Here is a 17451-nt window from a genome sequence, read left to right on the forward strand (position 1 = left end):
ACGCGTCTGTTCAGATAGGAGACGAGGCCGGGGCAGAGTGGACGATCGGCAACAGCAACGCCGAGGGATGCGCCGGGTCATGCAGGACCTGTCGCCGACCGGCACGCAGCGTCACCGCCGTACCGAGGGGTTCACCGGTGCCGGGGTTGCGCGCCCACCGCGGATGGGCGCCACCGGCGACCTGCACCCGCAGTCGGTGCCCGGTGCCGAAGCGGTACGCGGTCGGCCACAACGCCACCGGGACCCGCCGCACCCCTGACGAGTCGGCGGGGAAGCGGTCGGGTGTCACCCGCACCAGACCGTCGCAGACGTTCCACGATCGACCACGCCGGTCCACATCGCACAGCCGCACGAAGACGTCCAGGTGCGGCAGCTCACCACGGACGTGGATCTCGGCGCGGACCGGGCCGATCACCTCGACCGGCCCGGTCAGCGGGGCACTGGTGTAGGTGAGCACGTCGCGGCGGGCTTCGACCTGCCGATTGTCCACCGGGCCGGCACGCTTGCCGACGAGCAGCGGCCCGCCCAGCGAGGGCGTGGGGTCCGCCGGGTCGTACCGGAACTCGTCGGGCGGCGACTCGATCGGCGGACGTACCGCCAGCTCGGCGCCGGGATGCAGGTGCCAGGCGGTCTCGACGGTCGGCGGTGGCCAGTCCGGCAGGTCCCGCCAGCCGCCGCCGGGACCACCCACGTGCAACCGGACCGGGGCGGACCCGGCGCGAGCTGGTCGTTGGCCGGCCGGTGGCGCGGCGGCCAGGTGCTCGTCGAGCCAGGCCAGTCCCTCCCGCAGGGCAGCCACGAACAGCCCGGGGCTGCCGTGGGTCCAGGGACCGATCACGAGGCGGGGCCGCGCGCCGGCGGCGCGCAGCGTGGCGTGGTCGTCGAGCTGGGCGGGCAGGAAGATGTCGTGCCAACCGGTGACCATGACCACCGGCGCCCGCACCTCGGCCACCCGGTCGGCGAAGACGCGCTCGCGCCAGTACGCCGCCGCCGGGGTGTGGTGACGCAGCCACTCCTGAAAGAACGGAATTGTCACGCCGGTGGCCACCCGGTCGGCATCGGCGAGCGGCAGGTGCGCCAGCCCGGCGGCCAACCGGGGCTGGCCACGCTTGAGCTCGTACTGCCGGGCCAGCCACGGCACGGTCTGCGCGTGCAGCAACTCCGCCCAGGTCAGCACGGTGTCCAGGGCGAAGGACTCCCCCGCGTACGTCGAATCGCGGGTGGCCGAGGCGGTCACCACCGCGACCATCGCGTGCAACTCGTCGCCGGCGTCGGCGGCCAGTGCCCACTGCGCGAAACCCTGGTAGCTGATCCCGAACATGCCGAGCCGGCCGGACCACCAGGGCTGGCGCCGCAGCCAGTCCAGGGTGTCGACGCCGTCGGCGCGCTCGTGCACAAGCGGCGCGAACGTGCCACCGGAGCCGCCGGTGCCCCGACAGGCCTGGATCACCGCGTGGCGGCCCCGCGCGGCGAGCAGCCGGCCGAGCAGCCGCAGCGGTCCGCCCCGCCCGTAGGGGGTGCGGATCAGCACGGTCGGCGCGTCAGGCACCGCCGGGGCGTAGTGATCGGTACGCAGCACCACACCGTCGCGGGTCCGGACCGGGATGTCGCGGGTGACCCGCACCGGGCCGGGCCGGCTCGGTGGCAGCCGCAGCAAGACGGCGGCGACCCGGGTGAGCAGGCGGCCCGGCATGGCTCAGTCCGCCGGTTCGCGGGGAGGCTCGGGCCGGGCGGAGCGCACCGCGTCCCGGTGCCCCCGCAGCGACTCGCTCATCTCCGTCATGAACCGGTGCACGACCTCCAGCTCGTCGTCGTCGAAGCGGGCCATCACCGCGTCGGTACGCGCGCCCAGCGGCTGGAAGAACCGCATGGCCAGGGCCGCTCCCTGGTCGGCGTAGTGCAGCAGCACCTTGCGCCGGTCGGCGGTGTCCCGGTCCCGGCGGATGTGACCGGCCCGCTCCAGCCGGTCGATCAGGGCGGTGACCGAGCCGGAGGAGAGGTTGAGCTGCTCACCGAGGCGGCCCGGGGTGATCGGGGCACCGACCAGCTCGGCGTCCATCACCGCGATCAGGGCCTGCAGGTCGGTCGGGTTGAGGCCGTGCAGGTTGGCGAAGGCGTGACCGACCTGTTGGGCGTCGACCGTGTATCGCCGGAGGTTGTTGGTGATCTCCGCGACCAGCTGCTCGCGGCGCGTGGCACGTCGCCGGTACATGCCGTGTGTCGCCACCTTGCGCCGCTCTCCCCATCGTCGGTTCGCCAGGTTGCAGCATAGAGCAGCCGCCGATAATCTCGGTTATCAAGATACTCGACTGCCGAAAGATTTTGGGGTCAGCTGATGTCTCTGTTCACCAGGGTCGCTCGCGGCCGACTGGCCGCCTGGCTCACCGTGGCCGCGGCGATCGTCGTCGGCGCGGTCGTCTTCGGCACGCCCCAACCGGACAACCCGGCCCCGGTCTCGGCCACCGGGTTGTCGGTGCAGTGGCAGTCGACCCAGGTGGAGCGCCTGCAGGAGCAGTTGCCGTCGAGCGAGGTCCAGCCGGCCATCGTGGTGGTGAGTCGAGGCGACGGCGGCGCGCTGAGCGAGGCCGACCGGGCCACCGTCACCGCCCGCTCCGGCGACCTGGGCCGCTTCGCGGTAGGCGGGCGGGTCAGCCCTGCGCAGCTCTCTCCGGACGGGGCTGTCGCGCTTGTCGCAGTGCCTGTCGACACGAGCGGTGGTCAGGACAAGGTCACCGACACCGTCGATCAGCTGCGCGCCGCGCTTGCCGACCTGCCCGGCGGGCTGACCGCCGAGGTGACCGGCGCACCGGCCTTCACCGCCGACCTGTCCTCGGTGTTCGACGGGGCCGACATCACCCTGCTCGCGGTGACCGCCGCCGTGGTGGCGCTGCTGTTGCTGATCACCTACCGCAGCCCGTTCCTGTGGATCGTCCCGCTGGTAGTGGTCGCCGCGACCGAGCAGCTCACCCTGCGCGCGGTCGACGCCATCGTGCCGGCCGTCGGCATCAACCTCCAGCAGGGCCAGGTGACCGGCATCGCCAGCGTGCTGGTCTTCGGCGCCGCCACCGACTACGCCCTGCTGCTCATCGCCCGCTACCGGGAGGAGTTGGGGCGTACGCAGGACCGGTACGCGGCGATGCGCGCCGCGTTGCGCCGGACCGCCGAGCCCATCCTCGCCAGCGGCGGCACCGTGGTGCTCGGCGTGCTCACCCTGCTGCTCAGCGAGCAGGAGACGAATCGGGCACTCGCCGTGGCCTGCGCCACAGGGGTGGTCTTCGCCATGCTCTCGGCGCTGTTCGTGCTCCCCGCCGTGCTGGTGCTGCTCGGTCGTGGCCTGTTCTGGCCGTTCGTACCCCGCGTCGGTGGCCCGGCCCGGGAGGGCCGGCTCTGGGGTCGGCTCGGCACCGCCGTGCAGCGCCGTCCGGTGGTGGTCGCGGTGCTGGCCACCCTGCTGCTCGGTGGCCTGGCGCTGGGCGGGCTCGGGATCCGCACCGGCCTGTCCGAGACCGAACAGTTCCGGGTGAAGCCCGAGGCGGTCACCGGGGCGCAGACCCTGGCCCGGGCGTTCCCCGCCGGCAGCACCCAGCCGGTGGCCGTGCTCACCAACCCGGCGGCGGCACGGGCGGTCACCGAGGCCGCCACCGCCGTGCCCGGGGTCGCCTCGGCCCGCCCCGGTGACGCCGGTGCCGCCGTCGCCCAGGTCGACGTCGTCCTGGACGCCGAACCCGGCACCACCGCCTCGGACCGCGCGATCGAGGCGCTGCGCGAGCGGGTCGCCGCGGTGCCCGATTCCGCCCCGCCGGCCGCTGCCGGCGCCGACCGGCCAGCCGGAGCGATCGTCGGCGGCTCCGTGGCCGCCACGTACGACTCCGACGAGGCCAACGACCGCGACCTGCGACTGATCCTGCCGATCATCCTGCTGCTCGTCGGTGCCGTGCTGGTGCTGCTGCTCCGCGGCCTGCTCGCACCGCTGCTGCTGGTGCTCACCGTTATCGCGTCGTTCTTCGCCAGCCTCGGCGCGGCGTGGTTGCTCTTCGACCACGTGCTGGGCTTCCCCGCCCTGGACAGCGGTGTGCTGCTGCTCGCGTTCGTGTTCCTGGTGGCGCTCGGGGTGGACTACAACATCTTCCTGGTCACCCGGGCCCGGGAGGACGCGCGTGGCGCGGGCACCCGCGACGGGATGCTCTCCGCGCTGCGGGTCACCGGCGGGGTGATCACCAGCGCCGGGGTGCTGCTCGCCGCGGTCTTCGCCGTGCTCGGCGTGCTGCCACTGATCACGCTGACCCAGATCGGCATCATCGTCTGCATCGGCGTACTGCTCGACACCCTGCTGGTCCGCACCGTCCTCGTGCCGGCACTGGCGTTCCTGCTCGGCGACCGCTTCTGGTGGCCCGGACGGATCACCCCGGAGCACCAGGCGGACGCTGCGGCGACGCCGGAGCCGGTCGCCGCCCGCGACTGACCGGCACGCGCGCGGGGCCGGGCCGCCAGCGGCCCGGCCCCGCGCGGGTCAGTAACCCCGGCAGACGCACTCGGTCATCAGTGCCCGCACGTCTCCCCCGGATGACGGTGGTCACGCCCTAACGAGGCTCAACCGGGCGTCGATGCCCCCGGCGAAGGCGTGCGCGCCTGGTCGTCCGGCTGCGGGAGATCACCCACGGCCCGGTCCCGGGTGGCCCAGGCAACGATGAAGACCACAGTCCAGAGCACCCCGAGCAGCACCGCCGCGGCTGTCCCACTCGCCGTGTCCAGCCCGAGGTAGAGCCGTGCGCCGCCGATCCCGAGCATCCCCGCGGCGGCGGCCGTCCACGCGGCCACCGCCACCGGCCAGCGGGCACTGCGCGACACCAGCCAGGCCAGCGTGCAGAAGCTCGCCGCGACCACGGCGTTCTGGGTGGAGAGCGGGGCCACCTCGCCGCCGCCCGGTGTGCTGCCGTGCGCACCTGTCACCTCGGCGGCCACGGCCAACACCACGAGCGGCACGAACGCACCCACAGTGCCGACCACACTGAGCAGGTCCGCCCGCCAGGGTCGGCTGCGCCAGGCCAGCACCGCCGCCACCAACCCCACCAGCGCGATCAACACCGACCCGCGGACCACCGACACCACGACCCGGGTGGCTTCGGCGGCGTCGGGGGTACGCCGGGCGGCGAACCACCCCGCGATGGCATCGTCCAGCGCGGCCAACCCGCTGTTGCGGATCACCACGGCGAGCAGGCCGGCGATGGCGAGCCCGGCGGCGAAGAGCAGCAGCAGCCCGGCGGCCAGATTGAGCAGCAGTGTCCAGGCCGGCCCGATCCGCATGGCCACCAGGAAGAACAGCACCCCGTAGCGGGCGGTGAGCCAACGCACCGGGGGTAGCGCGCCGGCCCGGGACAGCAGCGCGCGCACCGGGTCCGGGTTGCGGCCCAGCCACCGGCCGACGAGCACGACGCCCAGCAGGCCGGCCAGCAGCAGCAGCGCCACGCCGGTGGCCCGACCGAGCAGCCGGGAGACAGTGTCGTACGACTCACCGGCGAGATGACCGAGCAGGACCGAGCCGCCCACCCAGGTCGCCACCCCGGCCAGGTTCCACGGTGCGAACCGCCGGTACGGCATTCCGGCCGCCCCGGCCAGCCGGGGCACCAGGGTGCGGGCGAAGGCCACCCAGCGGGCCGCGAACACACCCCGCCCACCCAGGCGGGCGAGCATGGCATCGGCCCTGGCCCACCGCTCGGGACCGACCCGGTGACCCAGCCCGGCGCGCAGCCGGGGCCCGTAGCGCCGGCCGGCGCGGAAGGCCAGCCCGTCACCGAGGACCGCCGCGACGATCATCGCGAGCAACGCCGGTCCGAGCCGCAAGGTACCGTTGTAGGTGAGGAAGCCGACGAGCAGCAGGGTAGCCTCACCCGGCACGAGCAGGCCGAAGATCACCGCGGTCTCGCCCGCCACGATCAGCGCGGCGACCAGGTAGATCCAGAGGGCGGGCAGACTCTGCACCCAGGTCAGCAGGTCGTGCACTCAGGCCCCCGGAACACGGGAGTCAGCATGCCAGCCGGCGGAACCACCGGCACAGCAGTTTCACCATAGATCAGGGGCACCTGGGGGTGACCCCGACGCGGCCTGCGCGAGCGCAGGCGGAAGGATAGAGGGTATGCAGCTTCGCACCGACCTCCGCAACGTCGCCATCATCGCTCACGTCGACCACGGCAAGACCACGCTGGTCGACGCCATGTTGCGGCAGGCCGGGGCGTACGGCGCCCGGGGCGAGAACACCGAGCGGGTGATGGACTCGGGTGACCTGGAGCGGGAAAAGGGCATCACGATCCTGGCCAAGAACACCGGCGTGCGTTACCTGCCGGCGGACGGCTCCGACCCGGTCACCATCAACATCATCGACACCCCCGGCCACGCCGACTTCGGTGGTGAGGTGGAGCGCGGCCTGACCATGGTCGACGGCGTGGTGCTGCTCGTCGACGCCAGTGAGGGCCCGCTGCCGCAGACCCGCTTCGTGCTGCGCAAGGCCCTGCGGGCCCGGATGCCGATCATCCTGGTGATCAACAAGGTGGACCGCCCCGACGCCCGGATCAAGGAGGTCGTGGACGACACCTACGAGCTCTTCCTCGACCTGGACGCCGACGAGGAGCAGATCGACTTCCCGATCGTCTACGCCTGCGCCCGCGACGGCATCGCCTCGCTGACCCAGCCCGCCGACGGTTCGGTGCCGGACGACAGCACCTCCCTGGAGCCGCTGTTCCGCACCCTGCTGGACACCATCCCGGCCCCCGCGTACGAGGACGGGGCGCCGTTGCAGGCGCACGTGACGAACCTCGACGCCTCGCCGTTCCTCGGCCGGCTGGCGCTGTGCCGGGTCCGGCAGGGCACGATCAGCAAGGGTCAGACGGTGGCCTGGTGCCGCACCGACGGCAGCACCCAGCGGGTCCGCATCTCCGAGATGCTGATGACCGAGGGCCTGGAGCGCAAGCCGGCCGAGACGGCCGGCCCCGGCGACATCATCGCCGTTGCGGGCATTCCCGAGATCATGATCGGTGAGACGCTCGCCGACATCGACAACCCGGTCGCGCTGCCACTGATCACCGTCGACGAGCCGGCCATCTCGATGACCATCGGCACCAACACCTCGCCGCTCGTCGGCCGGGTCAAGGGCTCCAAGGTCACCGCGCGGATGGTCAAGGACCGGCTCGACAAGGAGCTGATCGGCAACGTGTCGCTGCGGGTGCTGCCCACCGAGCGGCCGGACGCCTGGGAGGTGCAGGGCCGTGGTGAGCTGGCGCTGGCCATCCTTGTCGAGCAGATGCGCCGGGAGAGCTACGAGCTGACCGTCGGCAAGCCACAGGTGGTCACCCGGGAGATCGACGGCAAGACCTGCGAGCCGGTCGAGCGGCTGACCATCGACGCCCCGGAGGAATACCTGGGCGCGATCACCCAACTCCTCGCCACCCGCAAGGGCCGGATGGAGCAGCTGGTCAACCACGGCACCGGCTGGATCCGGATGGAGTGGCTCGTTCCGGCGCGCGGCCTGATCGGTTTCCGCACCGAGTTCCTCACCGACACCCGGGGCACCGGCATCCTGCACCACGTCTTCGAGTCGTACGAGCCGTGGTTCGGTGAGCTGCGCACCCGCAACAACGGTTCGCTCGTCGCCGACCGGGCCGGCGCGGTCACCGCCTTCGCGATGATCAACCTGCAGGAGCGCGGTCAGCTCTTCGTCGAGCCGACCACCGAGGTGTACGAGGGCATGATCGTCGGAGAGAACTCCCGCTCCGACGACATGGACGTCAACATCACCAAGGAGAAGAAGCTCACCAACATGCGGGCGTCGACCTCCGACGAGACGGAGAAGCTGATCCCGCCGCGCAAGCTCTCGCTGGAGCAGGCCCTGGAGTTCTGCCGCGAGGACGAGTGCGTCGAGGTCACCCCGACCGCGGTGCGCATCCGCAAGGTGGTGCTCGACCAGCAGCAGCGCGGCCGCGCCGCCGCCCGCCGCAAGCACGCCGGCTGACCACAGCAGCACCCGACACCTGGCGCGCCGACCGCTCGCGGTCGGCGCGCCAGATGCGTTTCCGGCAGGGGTACGCGACCCTCGCCGGCCGCCTGTCGTCGATCGGCTACGGTCACCGGCATGACCTGGGATGATCTCGACGCCCACCTGGACCGGGTGCCCGGCACCGTCTCGGCGTACGTGGAACGACTCGACGCGCCGCCGGCCTGGACCCGCCACCCGGACGCCGCACACTACGCGGCGAGCACCATGAAGGTGGCGGTGCTCGCCGCGCTGCACCGGGCCGCCGAGGCGGGCACGCTCGACCTGGCCGCCCCGGTCCCGGTGGTGAACGAGTTCGACTCCGCCCAGACCGGTGCGCCCCGGTTCTCCTGCGCGCAGCACTACGACAACGACGACGCGGTCTGGGACCGGGTGGGCGGCACCGCGTCGCTGCGCTGGCTGGCCGAGCGGATGATCGTGCGGTCCAGCAACCTGGCCACCAACCTGGTCATCGGGCACGTCGGGCTGCCCGCCGTGGCCGAGGTGTGGGCGCTCGCCGGTGCCCGCACCAGCGTCACGGGTCGGGGCATCGAGGACTTCGCCGCCCGCGCGGCCGGCATCACCAACACGGTCAGCGCCGCCGACCTGGCCGCCCTGCTCGGTGCGCTGGCCACCGGGGCCAACGCCCCGGGTCGGCTCGCCTCGCCGGCGGCCTGCTCGGCAATGCTCGACGTCCTGCTCGCCCAGGAGCACCGGGAGGACCTGGCCGCCGGCCTGCCCGAGGGCACCCGCATCGCGCACAAGAGCGGTTGGGTCCACGGGGTGCGCCACGGCGCCGGCGTGGTGCTGCCCACCGACGCTCCGCCGTACGTGATAGCCGTCTGCACCACCATCGAGCCGACCGACGGCGACGACGAGACCGAGGCGGACGCCTGCCAGCTGCTCGCGCACATCTCCGCGCAGGTCTGGGCCGCCCGTCACCAGCTCTGACCACGACCCGTCGTTGCGGCTAGGCTGCTCGCACCCCCACCCCGGAGCCGCCGATGCCCCGCAGCCGCACCGTCCTCATCGTCCTCCTCGTCGTGACGGCGGCGAACCTGCTGGCCAACGCCACCGATGGCCGCGTGGCCGAGGTGCTCACCAAGCCGCTGCTGATGCCGCTGCTGGCCGCGTACCTCTGGCGGGCCGCCGCCGAGCGCGACGCCCGCCCGGACCGGCTGGTGCTCGTCGGGCTGGCCTTCTCCACCGGCGGCGACGTGTTCCTGCTCGGCGACGGCACCGCTTGGTTCATCGCCGGCATGGCCTGCTTCCTCGGCACGCACCTCTGCTACCTCGTGGCGTTCACCCGACACGGGGCCGCCACCGCGCTGCGGCGTGCGCCGCTGCTCGCGGTCCCCCTGACGTACGCGGTGCTGACCGTCGTCGCGCTGTGGTGGATGTGGGCGGGGCTTACCGACGTCGGGCTCGCCGTGCCGGTGGCCGGCTACGCGCTCGCGCTGGCCGCGATGGCCACCACCGCCACCACCCAGGGCTGGCGGGTCGGTCTCGGCGCAGCGCTGTTCCTCGGCTCCGACCTGTTGATCGCCGCCGGGGTGGCCGAGGTGGCCCAACCACCCGGCGCACCCGTGCTGGTCATGGCCACCTACGCCGCCGGCCAGGCGCTGATCGTCCTCGGTTTGGCCGCCCGCGTCGGCACGCCCCCGGGGGCGACGGTCACTCCAGCAGTTGCGCCCGCAGCGCGCTGAGGGTCTCGTCGGTCAGCCCCAACCCGTCGCGCAGGTACGCGTCGAACGAACCGTGCACCCTCCGCACCTCGTCGTAGCCGGCGTCGAGATACTCGGCGCGGACCTCCAGCACCGGCAGCACCGCGTCCACGTCCAGCTCGGGCTGCCGCCGCCGCATCGCCTCGACGATCACCAACCGCAGGCTCTCGGTCAGCTCGTTGTTGCGCAGGTAGTCGGCGCGGACCGCCGCCTCGTCCACCCCGAGCGCGGTCAACAGGATGACGGTGAACCACCCGGTGCGGTCCTTGCCGGCGGAGCAGTGGTAGACCAACGGCAGGTTCTCCGGTTGCGCGGCCAGCCGCACCGCCTCGGCGAAGCCGACCCGCGCCGACTCCCCGGTGACGAACCACCGGTAGATGGCCGCCATCGCCCCCGCCGTGCCCTGCCGGGCCAACTCCGCGTACGCGTCCAGGTCGTGGCCCAGCAGCACCGCCGAGACGTACGTGAAGACCGGATGCTCCGGGTCGTGCACCGGCAGGCACACCACCCGGGGCGCACCGGCCAGCCGATCCGGCGGGGCGACCGCGATCTCCGCGGGGGCGCGCAGGTCCAGCACGCACGCCGGCCCCAGCTTGCCGAGCACCGGCAGGTCCTCGTCGGTGAGCCGACCCAGCGCCGGTGTCCGGATCAGCTGCCCCGCGCGGACCCGCCGGCCGCCGGCGCCGACCAACCCGCCCAGCTCACGCGCGTTCGGTGCGCCCACCAGCTCCCAGCTCTGCCCGGTCATCCGGTCCCCCATCCTGCCGCCCGCCTGCGTATAGGGTGCCTGACATGACGATCTCGGAGGTACGCACCCACCGGGTTTCCGCCCCCTTACACACCCCGTTCGTCACCGCGCTGCGGCGTACCACCACTGTGGACACCCTGGTCGTCGAACTTGTCGACACCGACGGGCGGTCCGGCTTCGGCGAGGCACCCCAGGTGTGGCAGGTTACCGGCGCGTCGGTCGCCGGCGCACGCGCGTGCGTACGCGAACTGCTCGGTCCGCGGTTGATCGGTCGCGACCCGGACGACCTGGTGACCCGGTGCGCCGAGGTGCGGCGCGCGGTGGCCGGCAACGAGGCGGCGAAGGCGGCGGTGGACGTCGCCCTGCACGACCTCGCCGCCCGGCGGTTGGGCGTACCCCTGGTGCGGTTGCTCGGGGGCACCACGCTGCGGGTGCCGACGGACGTCACCCTGGCGGCGGGCGACGCGGTGGACCTGGCGGCGGCGGCGCGGCAGCGGCAGGCCGACGGGTTCGGCGTACTCAAGTTGAAGGTCGGCACCGACGCGAGCACCGACCTGGACCGGGTCCGCGCCGTCCGCGCGGCCGTCGGCCCCGCGGTGCGGATCCGGCTCGACGCCAACCAGGGCTGGACCCCCCGGGAGGCGGTCCGGGTGATCCGGGGCATCGAGGACGCCCGGCTCGACGTGGAGCTGGTCGAGCAGCCGGTGGCCCGCTGGGACCTGGACGGGCTGGCCTGGGTCAGCGACCGGGTGTCCGTGCCGATCCTGGCCGACGAGGCGGTCTTCGGGGTCCGTGACCTGGTGGAGGTGATCCGCCGCCGGGCCGCCGACCTGGTGAACGTCAAGCTGGCCAAGTGCGGCGGGCTGCACCCGGCGCGTACCCTCCTCGAACTGGCCACCGCGCACGGGCTCGGCACCGTGGTCGGCTCGATGATGGAGAGTCAGGTCGGCATCGGGGCGGCGGCGAGCCTGGTCGCCGCGTACGGCACCACGGCGGTCGCCGACCTGGACGCCGCCTGGTGGCTCGCCTGGTCACCGGTGCAGGGCGGAATACGCTACGACGGGGCGAGCGTGGTGCTGCCGAACGCCCCTGGCCTGGGCATTTCCGGGCTCACTGAAGCAAAGATGCAGACGCCCGCTTGATGGACGTTGGTTTCTTTCATAGGGTTCCCCCTGGACAGCCGACTGGATCTGGGGGTTGACGTGGAGCTGCAACCGGGCCGCGAGGCCGTCGTCCGGGTCGCTGTGGCAACACTGTGGACCTCCCCCGAGGCGGTCCGGCCGGTCGACCGCCCGGCGTTGACCGCCGGTGCCGACATCCCGGCCTGGGTCTCCGGTCTCAGCACCGAGCAACAGGTGGGCGACTGTGTGCTGAGCCAGCTTCTGCTCGGTGAGCGGGTGCTGGTCAGCGAGCTGCGACCGGACGGCTGGGCCCGGGTCGTCGCCGTCGAACAGCCAGCCGCCAAGCTGGATCCGCGCGGCTACCCGGGTTGGCTGCCCGCCGACCAACTGGTCGCGCTCGACCCGGCCGCCGAGACCAGCCCCGACCGCCCGCTGGTGGTGGACGCCACGGTCACCGGGCTGCACGCCGCCCCGGATGGACCTGTGGTGTTGCCCGGCGTCGTCGTCGGCACCCGCCTGGTCCCGGCCGGCCCGGCCCGTGACGACTGGCGGCCGGTGCACGCCCCCGGGCAGGCCAGGCCGCTCTGGCTGCCGGACAGCCACCTGGTCCCGGCGTCGGCAGCGTCGCCGGACGCCGAGCAGGCGCTCGCGGTAGCGCAACGACTGCTGGACGTCGTCTACATCTGGGGTGGTCTCTCCGCACACGGCATCGACTGCTCCGGCCTGGTGCACCTGGCCTGGCGGCGGTTCGGGGTGCTGCTGCCGCGCGACGCCGACGACCAGGCCGTGGCCACCACCCCACTGGCGTTGGGGGCGGAACGCCCCGGCGACCTCTACTTCTTCGCCCGACCCGGGCGCAAGATCCACCACATCGGCATCGTCACCGCCGCACCGGGCGGTGGCGGCGAGCGGCGGATGCTGCACGCCTGCTACCGGCGGCGGCGGGTCATCGAGGAGCCCCTGCCGGCCGACCGCACCGCCACGCTGGTCGGCGCGCACCGGGTCTGACCGGCGGAACGGCGCGCGCACGAGCCGGACCGGCCGGACGCCCTGGGGCACCCGGCCGGTGCCCGGTCAGCGACGGGCGTCGGCCAACTCGCGACGCCGGTCCCGGGCGGACTTGACCAGGCTGGCGGCGGTGGCGACGCCCAGGGTGCCGATGATCACCAGCAGCGACAGCCAGATCGGGATGTGTGGCGCCCAGCCGACGTGCTCGCCGCCGTTGATGAACGGCAGGTTGTTGTCGGCCAACGCCTCGAGCACCAGCTTGACCCCGATGAAGCCGAGCACCACGGCCAGGCCGTAGCTCAGGTAGATCAGGCGGTCGAGCAGGCCACCGAGCAGGAAGTAGAGCTGACGCAGGCCCATCAGCGCGAAGACGTTCGCGGTGAAGACCAGGTACGGCTCCTGGGTGATGCCGAAGATCGCCGGGATCGAGTCCAGCGCGAAGATCAGGTCGGTGGTGCCGATCGCGATCATCACGATCAGCATGGGGGTGAACAGTCGCCGGCCGTCCACACGGGTGGTGAGCTTCGCGCTGTCGTAGTCCTTCGAGATCGGCAGCGCCTTACGGCTCCACCGGATCAGCACGTTCTCGGAGAACTCGTCCTCGTCCGGTTCGCCCTGGCGGGCCAGGTTGACCGCTGTGTAGATCAGGAACGCGCCGAAGATGTAGAAGACCCAGGAGAACTGCGAGATCAGCGCCGCGCCGGCGGCGATGAACCCGCCGCGCATCACAAGTGCCAGCACTATTCCGACGAGCAGCACCTTCTGCTGGTACTGCCGGGGCACCCCGAAGCGGGCCATGATGATCACGAAGACGAAGAGGTTGTCCACCGAGAGGCTGTACTCGGTGAGCCAGCCGGTGTAGAACTGGCCGGCCGCACTGGCACCGGCGGTCAGCCAGAGACCCGCGCCGAAGATCAGGGCGAGCCCCACATAGAAGGCGACCCAGAGGCTCGACTCCCGCACACTCGGCTCGTGCGGGCGCCGTCCGATGATCAACAGGTCAACGAGCAGGACCGCAGTCAGTGCGACAAGCGTCGCCGCCCACACCAATCCGGACACGTCCAACGTTCATTCCTCCGGCAGACACGCGGCGTCGGGCACACCGTACGCCCCCAGCGGGGGCCGGCGTGCCGCTGTCGCTCACTCTGGTGACTGTCGGAGGTCTCTTCCGCCGCCGCCCCGGCAACAGGGGTGGCGACCTACGGGGCCGGGTCGCGCCGCCGTGGTTCCGACGGTCGACCGTGCTGACGACTCCGTTGCGGGGGAATACTCCCCTCCTCGGTGACCATTGTTGCCCACCACGCCCCGTGATCACACCCCGGGCGGCGTGACACCGCCGGTCCCTCTCACACCGTCAAGGGTTTCCTAGGAGGCTAGTGCGAGTCGGGTGCGGCGATCGGGTCGGCGAGCGACCAGCCCGCGGCGAGCACCGCGTCGCAGGCCCGTACCGCCCGGGCCAACCGGTCGGCCGGCGACCCGGTCAGCTCCACCGCCGGCACCCCGCACCCCGCCAGCTCGGCCCGGAACCGCTCGGTCATCCAGGCCCGCAGGTGCTCCCCGTCGCGCAGCCCGTCATCGGTGAACGGCACCCCCCGGTGATCCGTCAGCAGATACAACGCCGGCCGGCGGGCCGCCGCCAGCACCCCGGTCACGAAGCCCAACAGCTCGGCCCAGGTGGTGCCCGTACCGGCCACCCGAAACGCGGTGCCGGTCAGCCAGTCAATGATCACGAGGCCACCCTAGGGGTGTCGCCGGCACCGGAACAGACCCCGCGACACCAACTGCCCGCAGGCTCGTGGGAGGCTGTCCACCATGGTGCTTGAGGTCGCGCTGATCGACGTACTACCCGGACATGAGGACGCGTTCGCCGCCGCGTACGCCGAGGGTCACCCGGTGCTCGCCGGGGCGACCGGCTGCCGGTCCGTCCGGATGACCCGGGGAATCGAGTCTCCGACCCGCTTCGTGCTGCTCGTCGAATGGGACTCGGTCGAGGCGCACGAGAAGAACTTCCGGGCCACCGAGCGGTTCGAGCAGTGGCGGGCGCTGATCGGCCCCCACTTCGCCGGGCCGCCCCTGGTCGAACACTTCCTCGACGTACCGGCCTGAGCGACTCTGTCGTACCCCGGCGTTACCGTGCTCCGCGCACGCGCCGGTCACCGGTCCCGACGGTCTCGGGGGCGCCGGGCACGGTGGCCGCGCGGCGTGCCACCCTGCCCACCCGCTACTCGCCGACGCGCCGGGCCAGCGCGGTGACCGTCTCCTCCGGCGACAGCGCGGCCGCCAGCAGCGCCTCGGTCATCCGCTCGTAGCGCCCGACGTCGAGCACTGTGGCCAACCGGACGTCGGTGGTCAACGCCTCGATCATCACCGTCCGCGGGTCCGCCGGGTCGGGAAAGGCATAGCAGGAGTACGGCGTGAGCGGGTGCAGCCCCGCACCGGCCGCCCCGCGGGGCAGCAGCCGCACCGTGACGTGGGACAGCCCGGTCACTGTGACCAGGTGCCGGAGCTGCTCACGCCACACCGGCACCGGCAGGTCGCCGGGATCGCAGACGGCCGCGGCGAGCACCGCCGTGTACCGCGGCGGATAGGCGCGCCGCAGCACCTCCTGCCGTAGCGTCCGGGCCCGCACCTCGGCCTCCACATCGATCTCCGGCGTGAACTGCGCGCCGGCCTCCACCAGCACCCGGGTGTACGCGGGCGTCTGGAGCAGCCCCGGCACCACAGTGGGCTGGTATTCGACGATGTCGGCCGCACCCGCCTCCAACTCGGCGTAGGTGCGCTGCCTCTCGCTCATCTCGCCGAGCGTCTTCCACCAACCCCGGCTGGTCGCCGCATCGCGGGCGATCACGATCAGCGCGTCCCGGGTCGGAGTGGGCACCTTGTAGATGTCCAGCAGATCGAGCACGTCGGCGAGGTCCGGACGGCTCTGGCCCAGCTCGATGCGGGACAGCTTCGACGTCGAGGCCCAACCCAGCCGGTCGCAGACCTGCTCCAGGGTCAGCGCCTCGCGCCGACGTAGCTGGCGCAACTCAGCGCCCAGACGTGCACGTCGAATGACAGGACTCGTTGGCAGCGGCATCCCGGCCTCCCCAACGAGGGAGCGTACGCAGGACGATCACCCAGTGCAATAGTTTGCTCGCTCACCGCAATCAGGTCATTCGGCGCGGTCGGTGATCGGACCGACTGTGCCACGTCGACTGCGGGGCCCAGTGGCGGCTGCGGCCGGGGCCCGGGCGCGGATGCCGGCTGGCACGTGCTGCCGGTGCGCGATCGTGCCGACGCACCGGCAGCACGCTGCGGCCGACCATGCCTGGCGGGCCGTCACCCGCCACCCCCCGCCGGCCGCACCAGCCGCAACGGCCAGCCCCGGCTCAGGGCCGGTAGCTGCCGAAGGCCCAGACGTTGCCGGCCAGGTCGCGTGCGGCGTAGTCGCGGGAGCCGTAGTCGGTGTCGAACGGTTCCTGGGTGATCTCGGCCCCGGCCGCGCGGGCCTGGGCACAGTGGGCGTCGACGTCCGGCACTGCCACGTACACCGACCAGTCGTCGTCGGCCGACCGGGACGTCACGTCGGCCCGAGCGCCCAGCATGATCATGCCGCCGTCGAAGACGAGTTCGGCGTGCGCGACGGTGCCGTCCGGAGCTTCGTGCACGGAGTGCACCTGGAAACCGAAGGCGGTGCCGAGCCAGTCGATCGCGGCGCGGGGATCGGGGTAACGGAAGACGGGATAGACGGTTCGCATGACCACAGTTTGCGCCCGGCAGCCCGCAACCGGATTGGACGAATGTGACCTCGGCGGGTCGCTCCGCGACCGGGTGGTGCGTCAGACGGACAGCGTCGAACGAGCGGCGAGCAGCGCGGCCGGGGTCGCCCCCGCGAACTGGTGGAAGTCCCGAATCAGGTGGGACTGGTCGTAGTAACCGCAGCGGGCCGCCACCGCAGCCCAGTCCACCACCGGTCCCCGGCCGGCTGAGGCCAGGCCGGACAGCCCCGGGCCGGACGGGGCGACGCCGCCTGCGGGCTGGCAAGCACCGGTCGGCGGCCTGGCACCTGGCCCGGTCACCGCGTTCGGCCGCACGTCGCTCAACACCGTGCACGCGTGCTGGAAGCGCAGCAACCGGGCGACCATCTTGGGTGGCAGCCCGATCTCCTCCCGGAACCGGGACGCGAGGTGCCGCCGACTCCAGCCCAGCTCGTCGGCGAGCACACCGACGCCCTCCTGGCCCCGGCGGGCCACCAACCGCCGCCACGCCCAGTCGAGCCGGGCGTCCACGGGCGGCGACTCCGCCAGGCGGCCGGCGAGCACCCGGTCGAGCAGGGCGAACCGCTCCGGCCAGGCCGCCGCCTCGGCGAGCTGGCCCCGCAGCCGATCCAGCCAGTGGCCGGGGAGCTGCCCGACACCTACGGCACGGTTGGTCAACTCACTGAGCGGCAGGCCGAGCAGCCGACGGGCGGTCAGTGGAGCGAGCAGCAGCTCGACGCCCTCCCCCACGCCCGACGTACGCGTGGTGCACCAACCGTCGAAGGTGCCGGCCACGAACGAGTCGACCCGGCTGGCACCGCGCTCCGCACTGCGCGGATCGGTCACGTCCAGCGGAGCACCCCAGCCCAGGATCAGCACCACGAAGACGCCCGCCGACTCCCGGCGGACCAGCGGCAGGTGCGCCTGTTCCCGGTAGCCGACGTACCTGTCGACGAACGGGCGCAGACTGACCGCGGGCAGCCCGAGGACCAGCTCATCGACCGGTGCCACAGCGGTCATCCTCGCCCCACCTTCCTTCCGGCCCGGCCGCGTCCCCAACGGGGCGCCGCGCACGCCCGGCCGCTGG

Annotated in this window: 16 protein-coding genes; 7 read left to right on the forward strand and 9 right to left on the reverse strand. The window is 72.7% G+C overall.

Annotated features, from left to right (window positions below):
• Positions 1–10: 10 nt before the first annotated feature.
• Positions 11–1693 (reverse strand): CocE/NonD family hydrolase, encoded by a 1683-nt coding sequence (locus AB0B86_RS30890; RefSeq protein ID WP_357420299.1) that lies wholly within the window; start codon positions 1691–1693, stop codon positions 11–13.
• Between the two features lie 3 nt (positions 1694–1696).
• Complete coding sequence (locus tag AB0B86_RS30895) at positions 1697–2212, reverse strand: MarR family transcriptional regulator (RefSeq protein WP_357410848.1); 516 nt, start codon at positions 2210–2212, stop codon at positions 1697–1699.
• A gap of 123 nt (positions 2213–2335) precedes the next feature.
• On the opposite strand from AB0B86_RS30895, the gene AB0B86_RS30900 reads away from it, so the two are divergent.
• Positions 2336–4462 carry an efflux RND transporter permease subunit gene (locus AB0B86_RS30900; protein WP_357420300.1) on the forward strand — a complete coding sequence of 709 codons (2127 nt, stop codon included), beginning with the start codon at positions 2336–2338 and terminating at the stop codon, positions 4460–4462.
• A gap of 128 nt (positions 4463–4590) precedes the next feature.
• Here AB0B86_RS30900 and AB0B86_RS30905 read toward each other — a convergent pair whose 3' ends face one another.
• A complete protein-coding gene (locus AB0B86_RS30905) occupies positions 4591–6000 on the reverse strand; it encodes a DedA family protein (RefSeq protein WP_357410844.1) in 1410 nt (469 codons plus the stop codon).
• Between the two features lie 133 nt (positions 6001–6133).
• Between AB0B86_RS30905 and typA the strand changes: the two genes are divergently transcribed.
• The 3 genes from typA (at position 6134) to AB0B86_RS30920 (ending at position 9729) form a co-directional block, all read left to right on the forward strand.
• Entirely contained in the window at positions 6134–8002 is a 1869-nt protein-coding gene (gene typA, locus AB0B86_RS30910; protein WP_357410842.1) for a translational GTPase TypA, read from the forward strand.
• 120 nt (positions 8003–8122) lie between these two features.
• A complete protein-coding gene (locus AB0B86_RS30915) occupies positions 8123–8974 on the forward strand; it encodes a serine hydrolase (protein WP_357410840.1) in 852 nt (283 codons plus the stop codon).
• A gap of 53 nt (positions 8975–9027) precedes the next feature.
• Positions 9028–9729, forward strand: a complete 702-nt coding sequence (locus tag AB0B86_RS30920) for a lysoplasmalogenase (RefSeq protein ID WP_357410838.1) — start codon at positions 9028–9030, stop codon at positions 9727–9729.
• On the opposite strand, the gene AB0B86_RS30925 is transcribed toward AB0B86_RS30920, so the two are convergent.
• Positions 9698–10495, reverse strand: a complete 798-nt coding sequence (locus AB0B86_RS30925) for a tyrosine-protein phosphatase (protein WP_357410836.1) — start codon at positions 10493–10495, stop codon at positions 9698–9700. The two genes, AB0B86_RS30920 and AB0B86_RS30925, sit on opposite strands and share 32 nt — an antisense overlap.
• A 44-nt stretch (positions 10496–10539) precedes the next feature.
• Here AB0B86_RS30925 and AB0B86_RS30930 point away from each other — a divergent pair, with 44 nt between their 5' ends.
• The gene (locus AB0B86_RS30930; protein WP_357420301.1) at positions 10540–11637 is read left to right on the forward strand and encodes a dipeptide epimerase; all 1098 of its coding nucleotides are present in this window, start codon (positions 10540–10542) and stop codon (positions 11635–11637) included.
• A gap of 60 nt (positions 11638–11697) precedes the next feature.
• Complete coding sequence (locus AB0B86_RS30935; protein WP_357420302.1) at positions 11698–12624, forward strand: NlpC/P60 family protein; 927 nt, start codon at positions 11698–11700, stop codon at positions 12622–12624.
• A gap of 66 nt (positions 12625–12690) precedes the next feature.
• Here AB0B86_RS30935 and AB0B86_RS30940 read toward each other — a convergent pair whose 3' ends face one another.
• Both AB0B86_RS30940 and AB0B86_RS30945 read right to left on the reverse strand, forming a co-directional pair.
• Complete coding sequence (locus AB0B86_RS30940) at positions 12691–13689, reverse strand: TerC family protein (RefSeq protein ID WP_357420303.1); 999 nt, start codon at positions 13687–13689, stop codon at positions 12691–12693.
• A 308-nt stretch (positions 13690–13997) separates the two neighbouring features.
• Positions 13998–14354: an AAA family ATPase gene (locus AB0B86_RS30945; protein WP_357420304.1), complete on the reverse strand. Its 357-nt coding sequence runs from the start codon at positions 14352–14354 to the stop codon at positions 13998–14000.
• Positions 14355–14436: 82 nt separating this feature from the next.
• Here AB0B86_RS30945 and AB0B86_RS30950 point away from each other — a divergent pair, with 82 nt between their 5' ends.
• Positions 14437–14730, forward strand: a complete 294-nt coding sequence (locus AB0B86_RS30950) for an antibiotic biosynthesis monooxygenase family protein (RefSeq protein ID WP_357410826.1) — start codon at positions 14437–14439, stop codon at positions 14728–14730.
• Between the two features lie 115 nt (positions 14731–14845).
• Here the strand turns inward: AB0B86_RS30950 and AB0B86_RS30955 are convergent, their stop codons facing one another.
• The 3 genes from AB0B86_RS30955 to AB0B86_RS30965 form a co-directional block, all read right to left on the reverse strand.
• Entirely contained in the window at positions 14846–15703 is an 858-nt protein-coding gene (locus AB0B86_RS30955) for a helix-turn-helix transcriptional regulator (RefSeq protein ID WP_357410824.1), read from the reverse strand.
• Positions 15704–15995: 292 nt separating this feature from the next.
• Complete coding sequence (locus AB0B86_RS30960) at positions 15996–16364, reverse strand: VOC family protein (RefSeq protein ID WP_357410822.1); 369 nt, start codon at positions 16362–16364, stop codon at positions 15996–15998.
• 81 nt (positions 16365–16445) lie between these two features.
• The gene (locus AB0B86_RS30965; RefSeq protein WP_357420305.1) at positions 16446–17384 is read right to left on the reverse strand and encodes a helix-turn-helix domain-containing protein; all 939 of its coding nucleotides are present in this window, start codon (positions 17382–17384) and stop codon (positions 16446–16448) included.
• Positions 17385–17451 lie beyond the last annotated feature (67 nt).

Source organism: Micromonospora sp. NPDC049047 (assembly GCF_040649135.1).
In the GTDB taxonomy this organism is placed as follows: Bacteria; Actinomycetota; Actinomycetes; order Mycobacteriales; family Micromonosporaceae; genus Micromonospora.